The 15424-nt window shown below is 58.5% G+C and carries 18 protein-coding genes; 3 read left to right on the top strand and 15 right to left on the bottom strand.

Annotated elements, in window-relative coordinates:
• The 3 genes from AACS24_RS09435 to rph form a co-directional block, all read right to left on the bottom strand.
• On the bottom strand, window positions 1-1782 hold a 1782-nt coding region (locus AACS24_RS09435), incomplete at its 3' end, for a heavy metal translocating P-type ATPase (protein ID WP_258223171.1).
• A gap of 180 nt (window positions 1783-1962) precedes the next feature.
• On the bottom strand, window positions 1963-2616 hold the full coding sequence (pyrE, locus tag AACS24_RS09430; protein ID WP_108573336.1) for an orotate phosphoribosyltransferase: 654 nt from the start codon (window positions 2614-2616) through the stop codon (window positions 1963-1965).
• 75 nt (window positions 2617-2691) lie between these two features.
• Window positions 2692-3408 (bottom strand): ribonuclease PH, encoded by a 717-nt coding sequence (rph, locus tag AACS24_RS09425; protein WP_021138508.1) that lies wholly within the window; start codon window positions 3406-3408, stop codon window positions 2692-2694.
• A 147-nt stretch (window positions 3409-3555) separates the two neighbouring features.
• On the opposite strand from rph, the gene AACS24_RS09420 reads away from it, so the two are divergent.
• Window positions 3556-4419, top strand: a complete 864-nt coding sequence (locus AACS24_RS09420) for a YicC/YloC family endoribonuclease (protein WP_108573334.1) — start codon at window positions 3556-3558, stop codon at window positions 4417-4419.
• A gap of 75 nt (window positions 4420-4494) precedes the next feature.
• Here AACS24_RS09420 and AACS24_RS09415 read toward each other — a convergent pair whose 3' ends face one another.
• From AACS24_RS09415 to AACS24_RS09395, 5 genes are all read right to left on the bottom strand, one after another.
• Complete coding sequence (locus AACS24_RS09415) at window positions 4495-5370, bottom strand: hypothetical protein (RefSeq protein WP_146181479.1); 876 nt, start codon at window positions 5368-5370, stop codon at window positions 4495-4497.
• A 25-nt stretch (window positions 5371-5395) separates the two neighbouring features.
• Window positions 5396-5926, bottom strand: coding sequence for a fimbrial protein (locus AACS24_RS09410; RefSeq protein ID WP_042031963.1), 531 nt, complete (start codon window positions 5924-5926; stop codon window positions 5396-5398).
• 20 nt (window positions 5927-5946) lie between these two features.
• The gene (locus AACS24_RS09405; protein ID WP_258223170.1) at window positions 5947-6630 is read right to left on the bottom strand and encodes a fimbria/pilus periplasmic chaperone; all 684 of its coding nucleotides are present in this window, start codon (window positions 6628-6630) and stop codon (window positions 5947-5949) included.
• 65 nt (window positions 6631-6695) lie between these two features.
• Window positions 6696-9113, bottom strand: coding sequence for a fimbria/pilus outer membrane usher protein (locus tag AACS24_RS09400; protein ID WP_258223169.1), 2418 nt, complete (start codon window positions 9111-9113; stop codon window positions 6696-6698).
• Between the two features lie 110 nt (window positions 9114-9223).
• Window positions 9224-9787, bottom strand: a complete 564-nt coding sequence (locus AACS24_RS09395) for a fimbrial protein (RefSeq protein ID WP_108573328.1) — start codon at window positions 9785-9787, stop codon at window positions 9224-9226.
• 219 nt (window positions 9788-10006) lie between these two features.
• Here AACS24_RS09395 and AACS24_RS09390 point away from each other — a divergent pair, with 219 nt between their 5' ends.
• A complete protein-coding gene (locus tag AACS24_RS09390; RefSeq protein WP_108573327.1) occupies window positions 10007-10936 on the top strand; it encodes a LysR family transcriptional regulator in 930 nt (309 codons plus the stop codon).
• Here the strand turns inward: AACS24_RS09390 and AACS24_RS09385 are convergent.
• The 7 genes from AACS24_RS09385 to AACS24_RS09355 form a co-directional block, all read right to left on the bottom strand.
• Window positions 10933-11148, bottom strand: coding sequence for a hypothetical protein (locus tag AACS24_RS09385; RefSeq protein WP_108573326.1), 216 nt, complete (start codon window positions 11146-11148; stop codon window positions 10933-10935). The genes AACS24_RS09390 and AACS24_RS09385 overlap by 4 nt on opposite strands.
• A 70-nt stretch (window positions 11149-11218) precedes the next feature.
• Complete coding sequence (locus AACS24_RS09380) at window positions 11219-11548, bottom strand: hypothetical protein (RefSeq protein ID WP_069529754.1); 330 nt, start codon at window positions 11546-11548, stop codon at window positions 11219-11221.
• Complete coding sequence (locus tag AACS24_RS09375; RefSeq protein WP_108573325.1) at window positions 11541-11999, bottom strand: DMT family transporter; 459 nt, start codon at window positions 11997-11999, stop codon at window positions 11541-11543. The genes AACS24_RS09380 and AACS24_RS09375 overlap by 8 nt, the downstream gene beginning before the upstream one ends.
• Window positions 11999-12439: a DMT family transporter gene (locus AACS24_RS09370; protein ID WP_033114720.1), complete on the bottom strand. Its 441-nt coding sequence runs from the start codon at window positions 12437-12439 to the stop codon at window positions 11999-12001. The genes AACS24_RS09375 and AACS24_RS09370 overlap by 1 nt, the downstream gene beginning before the upstream one ends.
• Window positions 12436-12951, bottom strand: a complete 516-nt coding sequence (locus AACS24_RS09365) for a VOC family protein (protein WP_108573323.1) — start codon at window positions 12949-12951, stop codon at window positions 12436-12438. Before AACS24_RS09365 ends, AACS24_RS09370 begins: the two co-directional genes overlap by 4 nt.
• Window positions 12951-13316 carry a carboxymuconolactone decarboxylase family protein gene (locus AACS24_RS09360; RefSeq protein ID WP_108573321.1) on the bottom strand — a complete coding sequence of 122 codons (366 nt, stop codon included), beginning with the start codon at window positions 13314-13316 and terminating at the stop codon, window positions 12951-12953. Before AACS24_RS09360 ends, AACS24_RS09365 begins: the two co-directional genes overlap by 1 nt.
• 201 nt (window positions 13317-13517) lie before the next feature.
• Window positions 13518-14240: a head GIN domain-containing protein gene (locus AACS24_RS09355; protein ID WP_108573319.1), complete on the bottom strand. Its 723-nt coding sequence runs from the start codon at window positions 14238-14240 to the stop codon at window positions 13518-13520.
• A 395-nt stretch (window positions 14241-14635) separates the two neighbouring features.
• Here AACS24_RS09355 and AACS24_RS09350 point away from each other — a divergent pair.
• On the top strand, window positions 14636-15424 hold a 789-nt coding region (locus AACS24_RS09350), incomplete at its 3' end, for a DinB family protein (protein WP_258223168.1).

Genomic DNA, 15424 nt, shown 5'->3' with positions numbered 1-15424 from the left:
GGGCTGTTCATCCTGTTGCGGCTGCTCAATGCCGAGTTGGGCCAGCAGGGAACCATTACCGATGGCAACCGCGTGACCTGCCACCTGACCGCCTATGCCGGCACCGACCCGCACCTCGACCGCCTCCGGCTGGGGCAGCACTACCTCCTTGCCGACCGCCTCGCGCATGGCCAGCGCCAGCGGGTGTTCGCTCGCCTGCTGCAGGGCGGCGGCGAGGCGCAGTTGCTCGGCAGTGCCGCTCCAGCTCGCCAGCACAGGCTTGCCCTGAGTGAGCGTGCCGGTCTTGTCGAAGATGAGCGCCTTGATGGCGTGGGCCTTCTGCAGGGTATCCACATCCTTGATCAGAATGCCGTGGCGCGCCGCGACGCCGGTGCCGGTGACGATGGCGGCCGGGGTCGCCAGCCCCAGCGCACAGGGACAGGCAATCACCAGCACCGCCACCGCCGCCAGCAGCGCCTGACCGAAGTCATTGCTGATGGCGTACCACACCAGCAGGGTGAACAGGGCGATGGCCATCACCACCGGCACGAACACGGCAGAGACCTTGTCCACCAGCTGTTGCAGCGGCGCCTTGCCCATCTGGGCGCTCTCCACCAGCGCGATGATCTTGCTGAGGCTGGAATCCTCCCCCACGGTAGTGGCTTCGATCTCCAGCACGCCGGAGCGGTTGATGGCGCCGCCCATCACCTTGTCGCCCGCACTGCGCGGCACCGGCAGGCTCTCGCCGGTGAGGATCGACTCGTCCAGCTCGCTGGCGCCACTCACGATTCTGCCATCCACCGGCACCCGCTCGCCCACTAGCACCCGCAGCCGATCGCCGCGCAGCACCTCGTCGATGGCGACGCTCTCCCAGCTCTCGCCACGCCAGACGGTGGCAGTTTCCGGCCGCAACGCCATCAGCTCGCGAATGGCGGACTGGGTGCTGCGTCTGGCCCGTGCTTCCAGCAGTTTTCCCAACGAAATCAGGGTGATGATAATAGCGCTCGCCTCGAAATAGAGCTTGCCGCTGGCAGCCATCCCCAGCGTCAACAACAGATAGAGGCTGTAGAAGTAGGCCGCACTGGTGCCGGTGGCCACCAGCACATCCATATTGGCTGCGCGGTTCTTGAGAGCAAGCCAGGCGCCGCGATAGAAACGGGCACCAATCCAGAACTGCACCGGGGTGGCAAGCACCAACTCGAGCCAGGCGGGCAGATGCCAGGGGAACAACCCGGCCATGGCCAGCATCCCCACCAGCAGCGGCAACGTCAGCAAAGCCGAGACGATGACCCGGGTTTGCGCCTGACGGGCAGTAGCAGCCTCCTGCGCTTCCCGCTCCAGCAACTGCTGGCGGCGGCCGCTGGCCGAGCCTTGTGCCAGCTGGGCGCCAAAGCCGAGCGCCTCGATCTGCTCGCGCAAAGCGGCGGGCGTCTGCATCCCGGGAACCAGCACGATCCGGGCCTGTTCGATGGAGAAATTGACCTCGGCGGAGATCACGCCGGGCAGCGCGGCCAGCATCTTGTTCAGTCGAGCCGAACAACCTGCGCAACTCATGCCGGTAATTTGAAACAAAAAGGTCTCGCTGCCGTAGTCGTAACCCTGACTTTTGATGCTGTCGAGCACCGCAGACAGGCGATCGGGGCTGGCCAGCTCGATGGCCGCCTGCTCCAGCGCGAAGTTGACGGTGGCCGATACCCCGTCGAGTTTGTTGAGGTTGGCCGTGATGCGGCTGGCGCAGTTGGCGCAGCTCATGCCGCTCAGTGGCAACTGCAGATGAATGGGTGATTGAAGATGAGTGGTCATGTTGTTCCTCCCCGGAACCCGTCGGCACCACAAAACGCCGACTGGCAAACCCTAACCTTTACTGTAAGGGCAAGCTCAAGCCACATGATCCACTTTTTGCAGATGAAAAAAAACGGCGCCCGTTTGCTGCCAGAGAACAAACGGGCGCCACATTCAACTATTGCGCGGTGTGAGCGGAGCTCAGATACCGTACTGGGCGCGATAAGCCTTCATGGCCGCCAGTTGAGCCGCCAGCTCCGGCTGTTCGGACTGCTTCTCTTCCAGATACTGGATCAGGTCGCCCATCTGGATGATGGCGATGATGTGGGCGCCGTAGTCACGCTCCACTTCCTGAATGGCAGAGAGCTCGCCCTTGCCCTTCTCCTGACGATCCAGCGCAATCAGCACGCCCGCCAGCGAGGCGCCATTGGCCTGGATCAGATCCATGGATTCGCGGATGGCAGTCCCGGCGGTGATGACGTCGTCCACCAGCATGATGCGCCCCTTGAGCGGGCTACCCACCAGATTACCGCCCTCACCGTGATCCTTGGCCTCTTTGCGGTTGAAGCACCAGGGCACATCCACGTCATGCTGCTCCACCAGCTGTACGGCGGTGGCGGAGGCGATGGGGATACCCTTGTAGGCCGGGCCAAACAGCACATCGAACTCGATGCCGCCATCCATCAGCGCTGCAGCATAGAAGCGGCCGAGGCGGGCCAGATCGCGGCCGCTGTTGAACAGACCGGCGTTGAAGAAGTAGGGGCTTTTACGACCGGATTTCAGGGTGAATTCACCGAATTTGAGGACCTGTTTCTCCAGGGCGAACTCGATAAATTGACGCTGGTAGGCTTTCATTCTGGCTCCTTGCTTGGCTTGTCGTTTACTGGTGTGGGGGTATAAAAAAACGCGGCCAATGCCGCGTTTTTAAAATCAGGAGAGTGACTGCTTCTGCAGCGCAATGATCTCTTCAATGCCGCCCTTGGCGAGCCCCAGCATCGCCAGCAGCTCCTCATGGGTGAAGGGCTCGGCCTCCGCGGTGCCCTGCACCTCGATGATGCGACCATCTTCGGTCATCACCACGTTCATGTCGGTCTCGGCGGCGGAGTCTTCGATGTACTCCAGATCGCAGATGGCTTCGCCCTGATACATGCCGACGGAGACGGCGGCGATCATCTGCTTGAGCGGGCTCTGCTTAAGCATGCCCTTCTCGACCATCCAGTTCAGCGCATCCACCAGCGCCACGCAGGCACCGGTAATGGAGGCGGTGCGGGTGCCGCCATCGGCTTGCAGCACATCACAGTCAACCGTGATGGAGTGCTCGCCCAGCGCAGTCAGGTCGACCGCAGCACGCAGGGAGCGGGCGATCAGACGGGAGATCTCCAGGGTACGGCCACTCTGCTTGCCAGAGGCCGCTTCGCGGTTCATCCGAGAGTGAGTGGAGCGAGGCAGCATGCCGTATTCGGCAGTGACCCAACCCTGCCCCTTCCCTTTCAGGAAGCGCGGAACGCTGGTGTCGACGCTGGCGGTGCAGAGCACGCGAGTGTTACCGAACTCCACCAGCACTGAGCCTTCTGCATGTTTGGTGAAATTGCGGGTAATGGTAACCGGGCGAAGTTGCGCGGCACTGCGATCGCTGGGACGTGACATGGAACGGACCTCTGGGCTGGCTCAAATTGGCGAAGGAGTATAAGCGATTGCTACTCAAATATCAGCCGCTAAAACCACGGCATCGGCTGACGAGCAGGGCCGGGCTGAGTATACTGGCCGCACACTTCATCAAGCCCGGAACAATCAATGATTCACAGCATGACCGCCTACGCCCGCAAGGAATTCAAGGGCGACTGGGGCACAGCCGTTTGGGAAATTCGTTCGGTAAACCAGCGCTATCTGGAAACCTACATTCGCCTGCCGGAGCAACTGCGCAGCCTGGAACCGGTACTGCGTGAGCGTTTCCGCGCCAAGCTGCAGCGCGGCAAGGTGGAATGCAACCTGCGTTTCGAAGCCGCTCAAGCCGCTGCCAGCCAGCTGCACATCAATGAAGAGCTGGCCAAGCTGATCATCGACAGCGCCAACTGGGTAATGAAAGAAGCGGGCCAGGGCCAGCTCAACCCGGTCGACGTGCTGCGCTGGCCGGGTGTCATGGCCGCCGCCGAACAGGACATGGACGCGGTCGCCACCGAGCTGCTCGGCGGTTTTGACCAGACCATGGACGATTTCCTCGCCTCCCGCGCCAGTGAAGGGGCAAACCTCAAGGCGCTGATCCAGCAGCGTCTGGATGGTATTCAGGTAGAAGTGAAAAAGGTGCGCGTCCACCTGCCGCAAATCATCGAATGGCAGCGCCAGAAGCTCACCGACCGTCTGGCCGAAGCCAAGGTCGAGCTGGATCCGGCCCGCATCGAGCAGGAGATCGTCATGCTGGCCCAGAAGATCGACGTGGCCGAAGAGCTGGATCGTCTGGAGATGCACATCAGCGAAACCAACAAGATCATGAAGAAAGGTGGCGCCTGTGGCCGTCGTCTCGACTTCATGATGCAGGAGTTCAACCGCGAGTCGAACACCTTGGGCTCCAAGTCTATCAACGCCGAAGTGACCCAATCCGCCGTCGAGCTGAAGGTTCTGATCGAGCAGATGCGCGAGCAGATCCAGAACATCGAGTGATCGATTGAGCACTCTGTTCTGATAAAAAAGCCCTTGTAGAACAAGGGCTTTTTACTTGATGGCAATGTCACAAACCTAGTCATAGAGCAATGTGATGGGGGCGCTCAGCCGGATATTGCCGCCAGAGCCCTGATAAGACTCCAGCGCCACGGCAAAATCGATGCTGCAACGCGATGAGGCGTAGCACTGCACGCTGCCGATATTGTTCCCGCTCGCCGTTCTCACCCGGAATACCGCACCACTTCCCGACACCAGTGCATTGCCAATATTGGCCCTGACAACCGCCGTCTGGTTGCAGGAGCCGCTAATCGAGACCCCGACCTGCTGACCATAACTGGGTGATATCCGGATCGTGCCGAAGTTGGCAGCTCCTATGTTGAATGAGCACGACGTGATGGGCAGGCTCAGCTCTGATCTGCGCCAATACCAGCTCAGCTCGGCGTGCCCCCTGAGGACGTTGAAGACCCCCCTCCGCTCAAAACCGACGATGGCCTGGATACCGGTGATATTGCCATTTTCGGATGCGCCGGATGCAGTGAGCGACAACCGCCTGTTGCTCAACACACTCATGGCGTAGGCTCGCAGTTTTGGGCACAGATAGAGATCGCAGGCAGCCTCCCATGGTACCGAGGTGCCGCTCGGGAGATACCCTTCATAGACTCTGGTTCTCCCGTTATCGTAGGAGACCTCCATTCTGACTTTATTGGCATAACGGGAGCAGTTTCCCGAATTGTTGCCACAAACTCGTGAGTCAGTAATATTGTTCGAATCCGAACTGTTGAAAACGATCGACATATTTGACAGGGTCATGGTCGATACATCCAGCGCCCACGTCGGCATGCTCACTGCAAATAAAAAAACCGGTAGAAAAAACAACCTTACCCAGTATTTTATGGTGTACGAAAGACGTGAATGATTGAGTATTGAACTCGCTTTAAACCATAGATACATGGCCAATAAACTGTCCCTGAAGATATTATTCATAATCCAGTTTGAATTGTGCAGATGCCTTGAAATATCCCGGTTTAAGTTCATTGGCAGACAACACCTTGACATAGGCACCAAACTCCAGCGTCATATTGCCGGTCGTGATGGAAACCAGCTGACTCGCTCTGTTAATCGGCAGGGGCGTGCCGTTTTTCTCCTCCAGCCCAACCGCAATACCCTTGGCCTGGCTGCTTGAGTCAAGCGCCAGCAGTGAGCTGTCACCAACTGCCGAAGTGCCACTAAACGTCACCTTGACGTTTTTGGCGACGATGGGGTTGCATCTCTCCAGATGGATTTGAAACGCCTTGCTTTTGCTTCGCATATTTCCGGCAAGGTCGTGATCGGTGATCGTGGACATATCGACCTGAACAAGCTCATCTCCTGCCCGCAAATAGCATGGCTGGCTGACCAGTTGTCCGGTAATTACCAGCTGCAGCGTATCGCTAGCTGCCAGAGTCAAAAAAGGGGATAGTAATATCGCCATCCCCCCCACAATGTTACACCCAGAAAATAATTTCATCTGAATGTCCTTTAACGGTTTTATTTTATCTGCTGCAACCTGCAACTATTGGCGCAGCGATAATGGAGTTGCTTGCGGCCACCATAATCATCGATATAGGTGAGCGATGGCCTTGCCCCCATATCGAACGATAGGGTGGCACTGCCATGAGGAGCCAGCATCACGGGTTCAAACGTGCCGACTACCTTGCCATCCACTACCGCCTCGACGAGCGAGATATAGTAGGGCGTAGGGTTATCCAGCCTGGTTTTTCCGCCCTGCTTGCTCACCTCCACCCCGTTCTGCCAGGGCGTCTTGTGGCTTGCTCCGGCAACCAGCAGGCTCGTCGGCCGATAGAAAAACTTGATGCGCGTCTGCAAGGCCAGCTGCAGGGTATTGGGCGTATTGCTGCGCGGAGGGATCTCGCGCATGTTGAAGTAGAGGAGGCTCTCCCGGTCCTGCGGCAGCCTCGCCACCTCCGGCAGCGCCTGCACCTTGAACAGGCTCTCCATGCCCGGCTCCAGCCGCTGCAACGGCGGCAAAATGGTAAACGGCGAGTTCACCTTGTTGCCTTTTTCATCTTCCAGCCAGGCCTGTGCCAGATATGGCAGGCTGTTGTTATTGTTGTGGATCGTCAGGCTTATTGATTTGGCCTCACCCGGATAAATGACCCGGGTGCGATCCAGCGATACGGCCGCCTGCAGATGAAGGCTGGTCAAACTCAAGAAAACAGAAACAATCCAACGCATTTTGTGTACCACGATACCCACTCTCGATTCACGATTCGTATTTATTGGCAGACCAGAGAGACCAGAACGCTCTCGGCCGGCAAACGGGCTGGCAAACGGGTTTGGCACTGCTGCTCGCCCCAGCTCACCGTCAGCTCTTCACCGTCATGCAGCCCTGCCAGATAGCCAATCCCATCATCTGCCAGCATGCCGATTTGCTGCTGTTTGGCATTGCGCACCTCGGCCGCAAACGGCAGTGGCTTGTTGTTTGTTGTCCGGATTTCCACCATGCGCTTGGCACCGGAAAGCATGTCAAAGTGACGATATCCAATAGCCCCTTCGGTCAGAGTGCCCGCCGAGATCGGGGGGCCCAGCGGCTCGGCATCTTCCCCCAGCAGATCGACGTTGATCATGGTTCTCTGCCGGTAATAGCTGGTAATGTCGGCTATCACCGCCTTGCCGGAGCGGTTGCTGGCGGTCACATGACCGGCCGACTGCAGCGGCACATCCGCCACCCCATCGGTATCCACCAGCATGCGGGTGCCCCCCATCATGCCCACCGGATGCAGCGCCGAGCCTTGCGCAGTGGCGGTTATGCCACCAGCCATCGACAGGCCAAGCGAGCGGCTGTCTGGTTGATAGCTGGCATTGGCCATCACTGTGCTCTTGCTGCCCGCATGGGTATAAAAACCGCTGATGCCCTCTCCCTGCGGCGAGGTTGAAGCGGTCAGCGAGTAGCTGTTGCGCTCGTCCTCCATATCGCGAAAACCCACGTTGTGGCTGGCCTTGCCACTCATGCTCGCCGCGTTGTAGCTCAGGCTCTTGCCCAGCCCGAACGGCATGGAGAGCGAGAAATAGAGGCCGTCATCCGCCTGGTTGCCCTGGGTATTGCGATAGGCAGTCAGAGAGGCGTTCAGACCATGCCACTCCATCAGATCGAAATAATGCGACACCGAGACGCTGGCATATTCGCTGTCACGCTGGTTCCAGTAAGACTGATAGGTGTAATCCAGATAGAGACCCAGATTCGCATCGCGAAACTGCGAGCTCAGCAACACCTTGTACATCTCCTTCGAGCCCCCTCCGTAGTGGCCTCCCTGCTCTTTTGCACTGACAAAATCACTCATGGTCATGAAGTCGTGCTCGGAGAAGCGATAACCGGCAAAGGTGATCTGGCTGTCATATTCATCGAAGTTCTTCGAGTAGTTGATCCGGTATGACTCGCCAGATTTCCGCTCCTGCAACAGCTCAGCCCGCGATGTGGTCACATCAAACGAGATGGCCCCGAGATAGAGCAGATCACGACCAATCCCGAGGGCAAGGGCATTGTACCCATCACCCAGCAGAGCCCCGCCAAACAGCGACTTGCCGTTATCAATTCCCCACGAGAACTCGCCACTCGCAAACAGGGGGCCATCGAACTGGTGCCTGTCCAGTGCGACCTTGCCGCCATAAACCCGGTAACGCAGCGAACCGGGACGCGCCAGATAGGGGATGGTGGCCGTATTCACCTGAAATTGCTGTACCGTGCCATCGACCCCCTCCACCCGGACATCCAGCACCCCGGTGATGCCGTTGCTGAGCTCCTGGATCCGGAATGGCCCGGCAGCCACCTGGGTTTCGTAGATAACGCGCCCCTGCTGGCTCACCACCACCTTGGCGTTGGTCTCGGCTACTCCCACCACTTCGGGAGCATAACCACGGAGATTAGGGGGCAACATACTGTCATCGGTGACGAGGGATGCCCCGGCAAAGCGAAAGCCATCGAACAGCGAGTAGCCACTGTCCAGCTCGCCAACCAGCAGCTGTGAACTCCAGGTCGCTAAGGCCCGATAACCGTACACTCGCGAGAGCTGCACTTCACTACGGACACTTTCTGCCTCTCCTGTCCCCTGCTCATGGCGAGCTTGCCAGTCCGCCCGCAGGCGCCAGGCACCGAGGTTGGCGCCCCCTACACCATAGCCACTCAGGTTGGTGAGCTGCTGACGGTCATGGCTCCAGCGTCCGTGCTGAATATTGATGCCGTAGTCGAGCATCACACCGCCAATCCCCTCTTCCCATCGGGTCAGCGGATCCCAGTATTCGTTGACGTAGTCGCGATAGGCCTGTGGCACCGAAATAAACAGGGTGTCCTGACTCAGCTCTCCCCTGACCATCAGGCCGTCGAGCACCCGCAGGTCATAGCACCCCTCGCCATTTTCTGTTGCTGTCAGCTTGGCAAGCTCGGACTGTTTTAACCCCAGCTCCAGACTCAGCTCGCGAGCAAGACAAAATTCTGACTCGCCATGACTGTTCTTTTTAAATTCAATTTGTCGCTCTCCGAGCGAGACCTCATTCACCTTCACCTGCATCAGATATGACCCGGGAAGAATATATCCCGACTTATTAAATGCGCCGGAGGCAATATTTTCCCTGTCATTGATATCAAGCAGATCGGTGTTGAACTCAAATTCGGAAGCAACGGCAACATCAAAGAGCATTAAATATATAAAAAGAGACTGCAGTATGTAGAATATGCGCATAACAACGAATATGGCTCCATATCAATACTGCGCATCCTTGCGCCTGCAATCAGTCGTCGTGACAACGCTTATTGGTAATTCATGACGAAGTCGGTGGTGGCAGAGAATTCACCTGCAACAGCCTTGACCCCCGTCTTCAGGGTACTGACTACCTTGGCACCAAACTTCAGGCGGTTATCACCGTCAACCAGCGTCAGGGCATTGGTTGGCTGACCCAGTACCACCTCTTGCCCATCATGCTGGCTCACAAGAGAGATAGCGGCACCCTTGGCATAACCACTGACTGCCAGGCGAGTTTTTTCGGTGTTATCTGCAATGCCATTGAAAGTCACGGTCGCAGAGTTGACCGTATCGAGTGTGCAGCCTTCCAGATGAATCTCGAAAGGACGCAGCGGCCCCTCTTTATTCAACTCAAGCACCCGGCTCGATATTTGTCCCATCTGCACGGTCTGGTTCACGCTCTCGGAGGCAATTGAACAGGGTGCATCAATAATTGCACCGGTGAAGTTAATAGTACCACGACTCTGTTCCGGAATAGGTGTCGGTGTTGGCGCGGGAGTAGTATCATCTGCCATCGCATAACCGGACATAATAGAGAACATAGCCACAAACAAAGCCTTATTTCCTGACATCACACATCTCCTTGGTTAATAAAAAGCAACCATTGGAGATATTATTCATATTATTCCGCGGCCATACATAAGAATAATCCCATTCTTTCCGGAAAATAAATGTGCTTGCCCTTATTAAATTCGGTTATGAAGAACACCATTCTGGTGCAGTGACCCACCAGCTTGCCCTGGCCAAGGTCGGCCGATTACCCTTGAGGATTGCGATGGAGGAGGTATCCCGTGAACTACGACGTTTCGTTGTTGGAGATAAAGCTGTTTCTGATGACCACCCGGTTTGGCAGCTTTTCGGATGTGGCGCGTCGGCAGGATATGACCCCTTCGTCCGTCTCGCGCAAGATAGCGCAACTGGAAGAGAAGGTGGGCTCCAAGCTGTTGCACCGCCATACCCGCTCCATCTCCCTCACCGAGGAGGGGGTCGCCTTTGCCAAACAGTGCGCCGAGATCCTTCAACAGTATGAGCGGGTGGTCGGCCAGATCGAGCAGCGGGCGGATACCCCGAGAGGCACCATCCGGATTAGCGCCCCGGTCGCCTTTGGCCGGTTGCACATCGCCCCCTATCTGGCCGAGTTGCTAGAGCGCTACCCCCTGCTCAAGGTCGAGTTGCAACAGACGGATCACTATGTCGATCCGGCGGCCGAGTCGATCGACCTGCTGATCCGCATCGGGATCTCGCAGGACTCCTCCCTGCGGATGAAGCAGTTTGGCCAGCAGCACTACGTGATGGCGGCCAGCCCCGACTACCTTAATCGTCACGGCAAACCGGCCAGCCCGGATGAGCTGGCGCAGCACAACTGTCTGGTCTTCAAGGGGAGCAATGGCCTGCAGCGCTGGTTCATCGGCCAGGAGCAACTGCAACCTTATGAAGTAAGCGGCACCCTCTACAGCAACAATGCCGATACTCTGGTTGCCGGAGCGGTGGCAGGCGCCGGGATTGTGCTGTTCCCCACCTGGCTCATCGGCGAGGAGCTCAAAACCGGGCGACTCAAGCCAATCATGACCCGGTTCACCGTCTCCACCAGCATGGAGCAGCAGGTGATCAGCGCGCTCTATCTGGAGACCGACCAGCTCGCCGCCAAGGTGAGAGTGGTGATCGATTTTCTGGCGGGAAAATACGGCTCTCCCTGCTACTGGGATACCAGACAGGTTTAGCCAGACAGCCTGCCGGTCAGCTTGTGCAGCGCCGGCAGCAAGACAAAGACGGCGCAGGCCACGATCACGCTGTCGATGAGCAACACCGCGACTGGCGCGGCGGGGTCGAGCTGCCATCTTGCCAGCAGCGGCGCCATCCAGTGCGGGATCAGCAGCGTCAGCGGAAAGATGATGGCCAGCACGTGCAGGTATTCGCCAAGCTGTTTTTTCATACAACCCCTTATGTGGTGGCAGCCAGGCCAGTGGCAAGAGTGATATTCCCCTCACCACTGGCGAGCCCAGCTACAGCGTGGTGATGTCCCGGGTGCAGATAAAGTGGGCATCCGTGGCAAAGGTTTCGAATTGACGGATCACCTGCTGCATCTGCGCACTCTGGATCTCCTGCAGAAATTGCGTCTCCGACTCGATGCGGATCACCTCAAAGTAGTCCCACGGCGAGGCACTCTGCTGCCCCAGCATCTTCAGCCCCTTGAACACCTCGAACGAGGTGACGCTGTTGAGCCGGTTCACGGTGGGCAGATCGACCTCCCGTGCCCACGCCAGATAATCCGCCTCGTTCGTCCCCGGTTTGAGATTGAAAAAGACCATCAGGGTTGTTGCCTGTTCACTCATTCACTTGTTCCTGTTGTCGGTTCGCCAGATAGATGCAGAGCAGCGCCGCGGCGATGGCCATCATGGCTGCAAGGCGCCAGTAGTTGAGGGGGATGGGGGCATTGCCCAGCCAACCCATGGTATCGATCACCAGACTCATCACCATCTGGCCCAGAATGGTGGCAACAGTGGCGATGGCGACCCCTACCCGTGGAATGGCCGCGACCATCACCACCATGTAGACAATGCCGAACAGGGCACCGGCCAGCTGCCACTTCGGCACGCTGAGCAGGGTCGTCTGATAGGGCGGCTCAAAGAAGAAGATCAGCAGGGCGGTCACCACTGTGCCCATGGTGAAGGTGAGCAGCGAACTCTGCACCACGCCAACCCGCGACCCCAACTGACCATTGATCGCCGCCTGGGCGCTGAGCGCCATGCCGGAGACGATGGCCAACACGATAATCAGCACCATCAGTTTGCTCCCAGATAGGTAAACAGCAGCGCCAGCGCGATGCAGCCGAGCGCGACCAGCCGCAGAGGACGGGTTGCCCGTTTCGGCATGCCAAACCAGCCGAAGTAGTCGATGGCAAAGCTCTTGGTCACCTGCCCCAGCAGGACGCAGATCATCGTCATCGCTACCCCCAGCATGGGGGTCGAGAGAGTGAGCGCCACCACATAGACGGGGCCGAGCAAGCCACCGATCAGCTGCCATTTCGGCACCCCATGCCACCCTGTGGATGGCCCCCGCACCGTGAAGAAACGGATCAGCCAGAGCAGTGCAGCCCCCACGCCGAAGATGCTCAGGGTGGCCCACAGATGGCCCACCTGTTCACCAAGCGGGCCTAACAGGCCCGCTTCGAAGGAGAGGCCCATGCCGGCCATCACGATTAGCAAAACCGGGAGCGCGTTCATCGTGGATCAAACAGGGCGACGGGTGATTGACGGCTATAGGCCTTGCCTTGCGGATAGGAGACCAGCTCCAGTTGCATGCCCCATGGCGCAAGAAAATAGACCCAGGACTCCCCTGCAGTCGGCCCCTCCGTCATGCTGGTCGGCTCGCCCAGCACGGCGATCCCCTGCTCCTTCAGGTAAGCCACTGCCGCCGCCATGTTCTCCACATAGAAAGCGAGATGGTGGCCACCGATATCGGCGTTGTTAGGAGCCTTGAGGTTGCGCTCGATATTGCTGGCGTACTCGAAGATCTCCAGATTGATCCCTTTGGCATTCATCACCGCAATGCGGCTGATCTCGGCGCGGGCATGTACGTTGAGATGCTCTGCCATCCAGTTGTCACTCGCCACAAAGGGCCCGAACTCATAGGCCAGCTCGAAATCGAAATGGTCACGAAAGAAGGCGATCGCCTCCGCCAGATTGGGTACGGTAAAGCCGATATGATCGGGCTTTTTCAGTCCTGGAATGGCCATCAGATATCCCCCTGCTCGTGACGCAATTTGTTGAGCGCCCCCATGGTGGTCGCCCCCTTGTTGAAGCCGGTATAGACGGATGCAAAGACGATCAGCTCTTCAAGCTCCTGCCAGGTCGCCCCCTGCTTGAGCGCCATATCGACATGGGCTGCGAAGGGGTTGCCTTCACCGCTGACGTTGAGGGCCATCTGGTCGATGGCGATGGTGATGAGCGCCTTGCTCTTCTGGTCGAGCAGCGGCATGCCCCAGGCTTCGCCGGCTACGCGAACCGTCATGTCGCCCCAGGTCGGGTGGATGGATTTGAGCCCGCTGACCAGAGCCTGATCATCGAGCACGGCATTTGCAAAAGGTAATGATGTAGTCATCAGTGGCGCCTCAGTAGTTGATAAGTTCGCCGTAGCGGATGAGGCGCATTATAGGGAGCGGGATGTATTGAAAAACCGGCGGGCCGGAACATCACTTATGCAGGATCTGCACAAATGGCACGGGGAGTAGCGCCATGTTGGAAAAAGCAAAACAGGCCCATTGCGGGCCTGTTTCAGTCTGAGTTGTGGTGATCGGAAGCGTCAGCTGCCGGCACGCTTCACGCCGCCGGACCCCACGATCTTCTGCACCACCTCGGGGTCACCCCAATAGGTGATGTTGCCGGTGCCCGCGATGCCGATCTTGAGCGTCTCCAGGGCCCGCACCTCCACATTACCGCTACCGGCGATATTGACTTCGACCTCGTTGCCACGCATTTCGCTGCCCAGCACATCGCCGGCACCGGCAATGTTCAGCTCGATGCTAGCGGCAGAGCCGCTCCCCAGATCCAGGCTGCCTGCACCAGCGATATTGCCTTTCAATCGCTGTACCTCCAGCTGGCTGGCGACGATACCACCGGTTCCAGCCACCGACAGTTCCAGCGCCTCGCCCTTGAAGCCGCGCAGATCGCCGTTGCCGGTTCCTGCCAGCGCCATTTCACGGAGCTCCGGCAAGGTGATGGTGATCTCCAGCGGTTCGGTAGGCCGCAGTCGGTAACCATCCTTAACCTCGATCTCCAGCTTGCTGCCGCGCTCGGTCAGCTCCAGATACGGCAAGAGATTTGCCTGCCCCTTGATCAGGATCCCGCGCTGCTCGCCCGCCACCAGATGGAGGGTGGCCGGAGTTCCCGCCAGCACCCGGGTCACCCGCTCGCCCAGCGCCTGCTGGCGCTCGACCGGGGCGCCTTCCCCCTTGATCTCGGTGTCGGCAAAGACATTACAACCGCCCATCACCAGCGCCACCAAGGCGCCAATCATCCACCGCATAACTGTTCTCCTTTTTATTTATTGATAAGCCACCTGACAGGCCCTGTTCGAAACCACAAAAACAAAGGCCGTATGAAACCACAGGTAGCAATGGCTATGCCAGAATCTAACCATATGATTTTCAATAAAAATAAGATTAACAGTAAGAGGTGACACGCATAGAAAAGAGCCATTTAGACCACTATTCAGCGAATCTGACCACCCCCTAACGGGCAGGTGGAGAGCTGGCTGGCGAGCCGCCCTGCCGGTCGCTACGCTGACAAGCCGTGGAAGTTTTGGATTGCCCTGCCGGTCTGTTGAGCCAATAGTGGTACTTCGTGCGTACCAAGCTCTCCATTGCGGTAATGTCATTACCACTGTCTTGTCAGTCTTCACTGCCAACAAGGAGTCAGAGCGTGACCCAAGCAAGCCCTCTCTATTCCACTGCCACCGGTCTGCCGGAGCCGACTCGCACCCCGTTGCTGACCGGCTGCGATCCCGAGCAGAAACGGCGCGAGCTGCTCGCCTACTTCTGCCAGACCTTCGATCTCTACGACTCGCTGTTCGACTGTCTGGCCGATGAGCGGGCCTGGTTCAACAAGGCGATCCCGCTGCGCCATCCGCTCATCTTCTACTACGGCCACACCGCCGCCTTCTTCATCAACAAACTGCTGGCGGCGCGCCTGATCGACCAGCGGCTGGATGCCCGCATCGAGGCCATGGTCGCCATCGGGGTGGACGAGATGAGCTGGGACGATCTGGACGAGACCCACTACGACTGGCCCAAAGTCAGCGAGCTACGCAGCTATCGGGCCAAAGTCCGTTCGCTGGTGTGCGATTTCATCCGCCAGATGCCGCTCACCCTGCCCATCGACTGGCAGAGCCCGGCCTGGGTGATCCTGATGGGGATAGAGCATGAGCGCATCCACCTCGAGACCTCCAGCGTGCTGATCCGCCAGCTGCCGCTCGCCTGGGTGCGACCGCAGCCTTATTGGCCCGCCTGCACTGAAGCCCGCCACCGCATTGATCAGGTACCCGCCAACAGTCTGCTGCCGGTGGCCGGCGGCAAGGTGCGCCTTGGCAAGCAGGACGCCACCTACGGCTGGGACAACGAATATGGCGAGCGCCATATCGAGCTGACCCCGTTTCAGGCCAGCCGCATGCTGGTGAGCAATGCCGAGTACCTCGCCTTCGTACAGGCGGGC

Origin of the sequence: Aeromonas sp. HMWF016, assembly GCF_963878195.1 — a bacterium.
Classification (GTDB): domain Bacteria; phylum Pseudomonadota; class Gammaproteobacteria; order Enterobacterales; family Aeromonadaceae; genus Aeromonas; species Aeromonas lacus.
The sequence above is the reverse complement of the archived record's forward strand: the minus strand, read 5'-3'. Positions and strand labels throughout refer to the sequence as shown.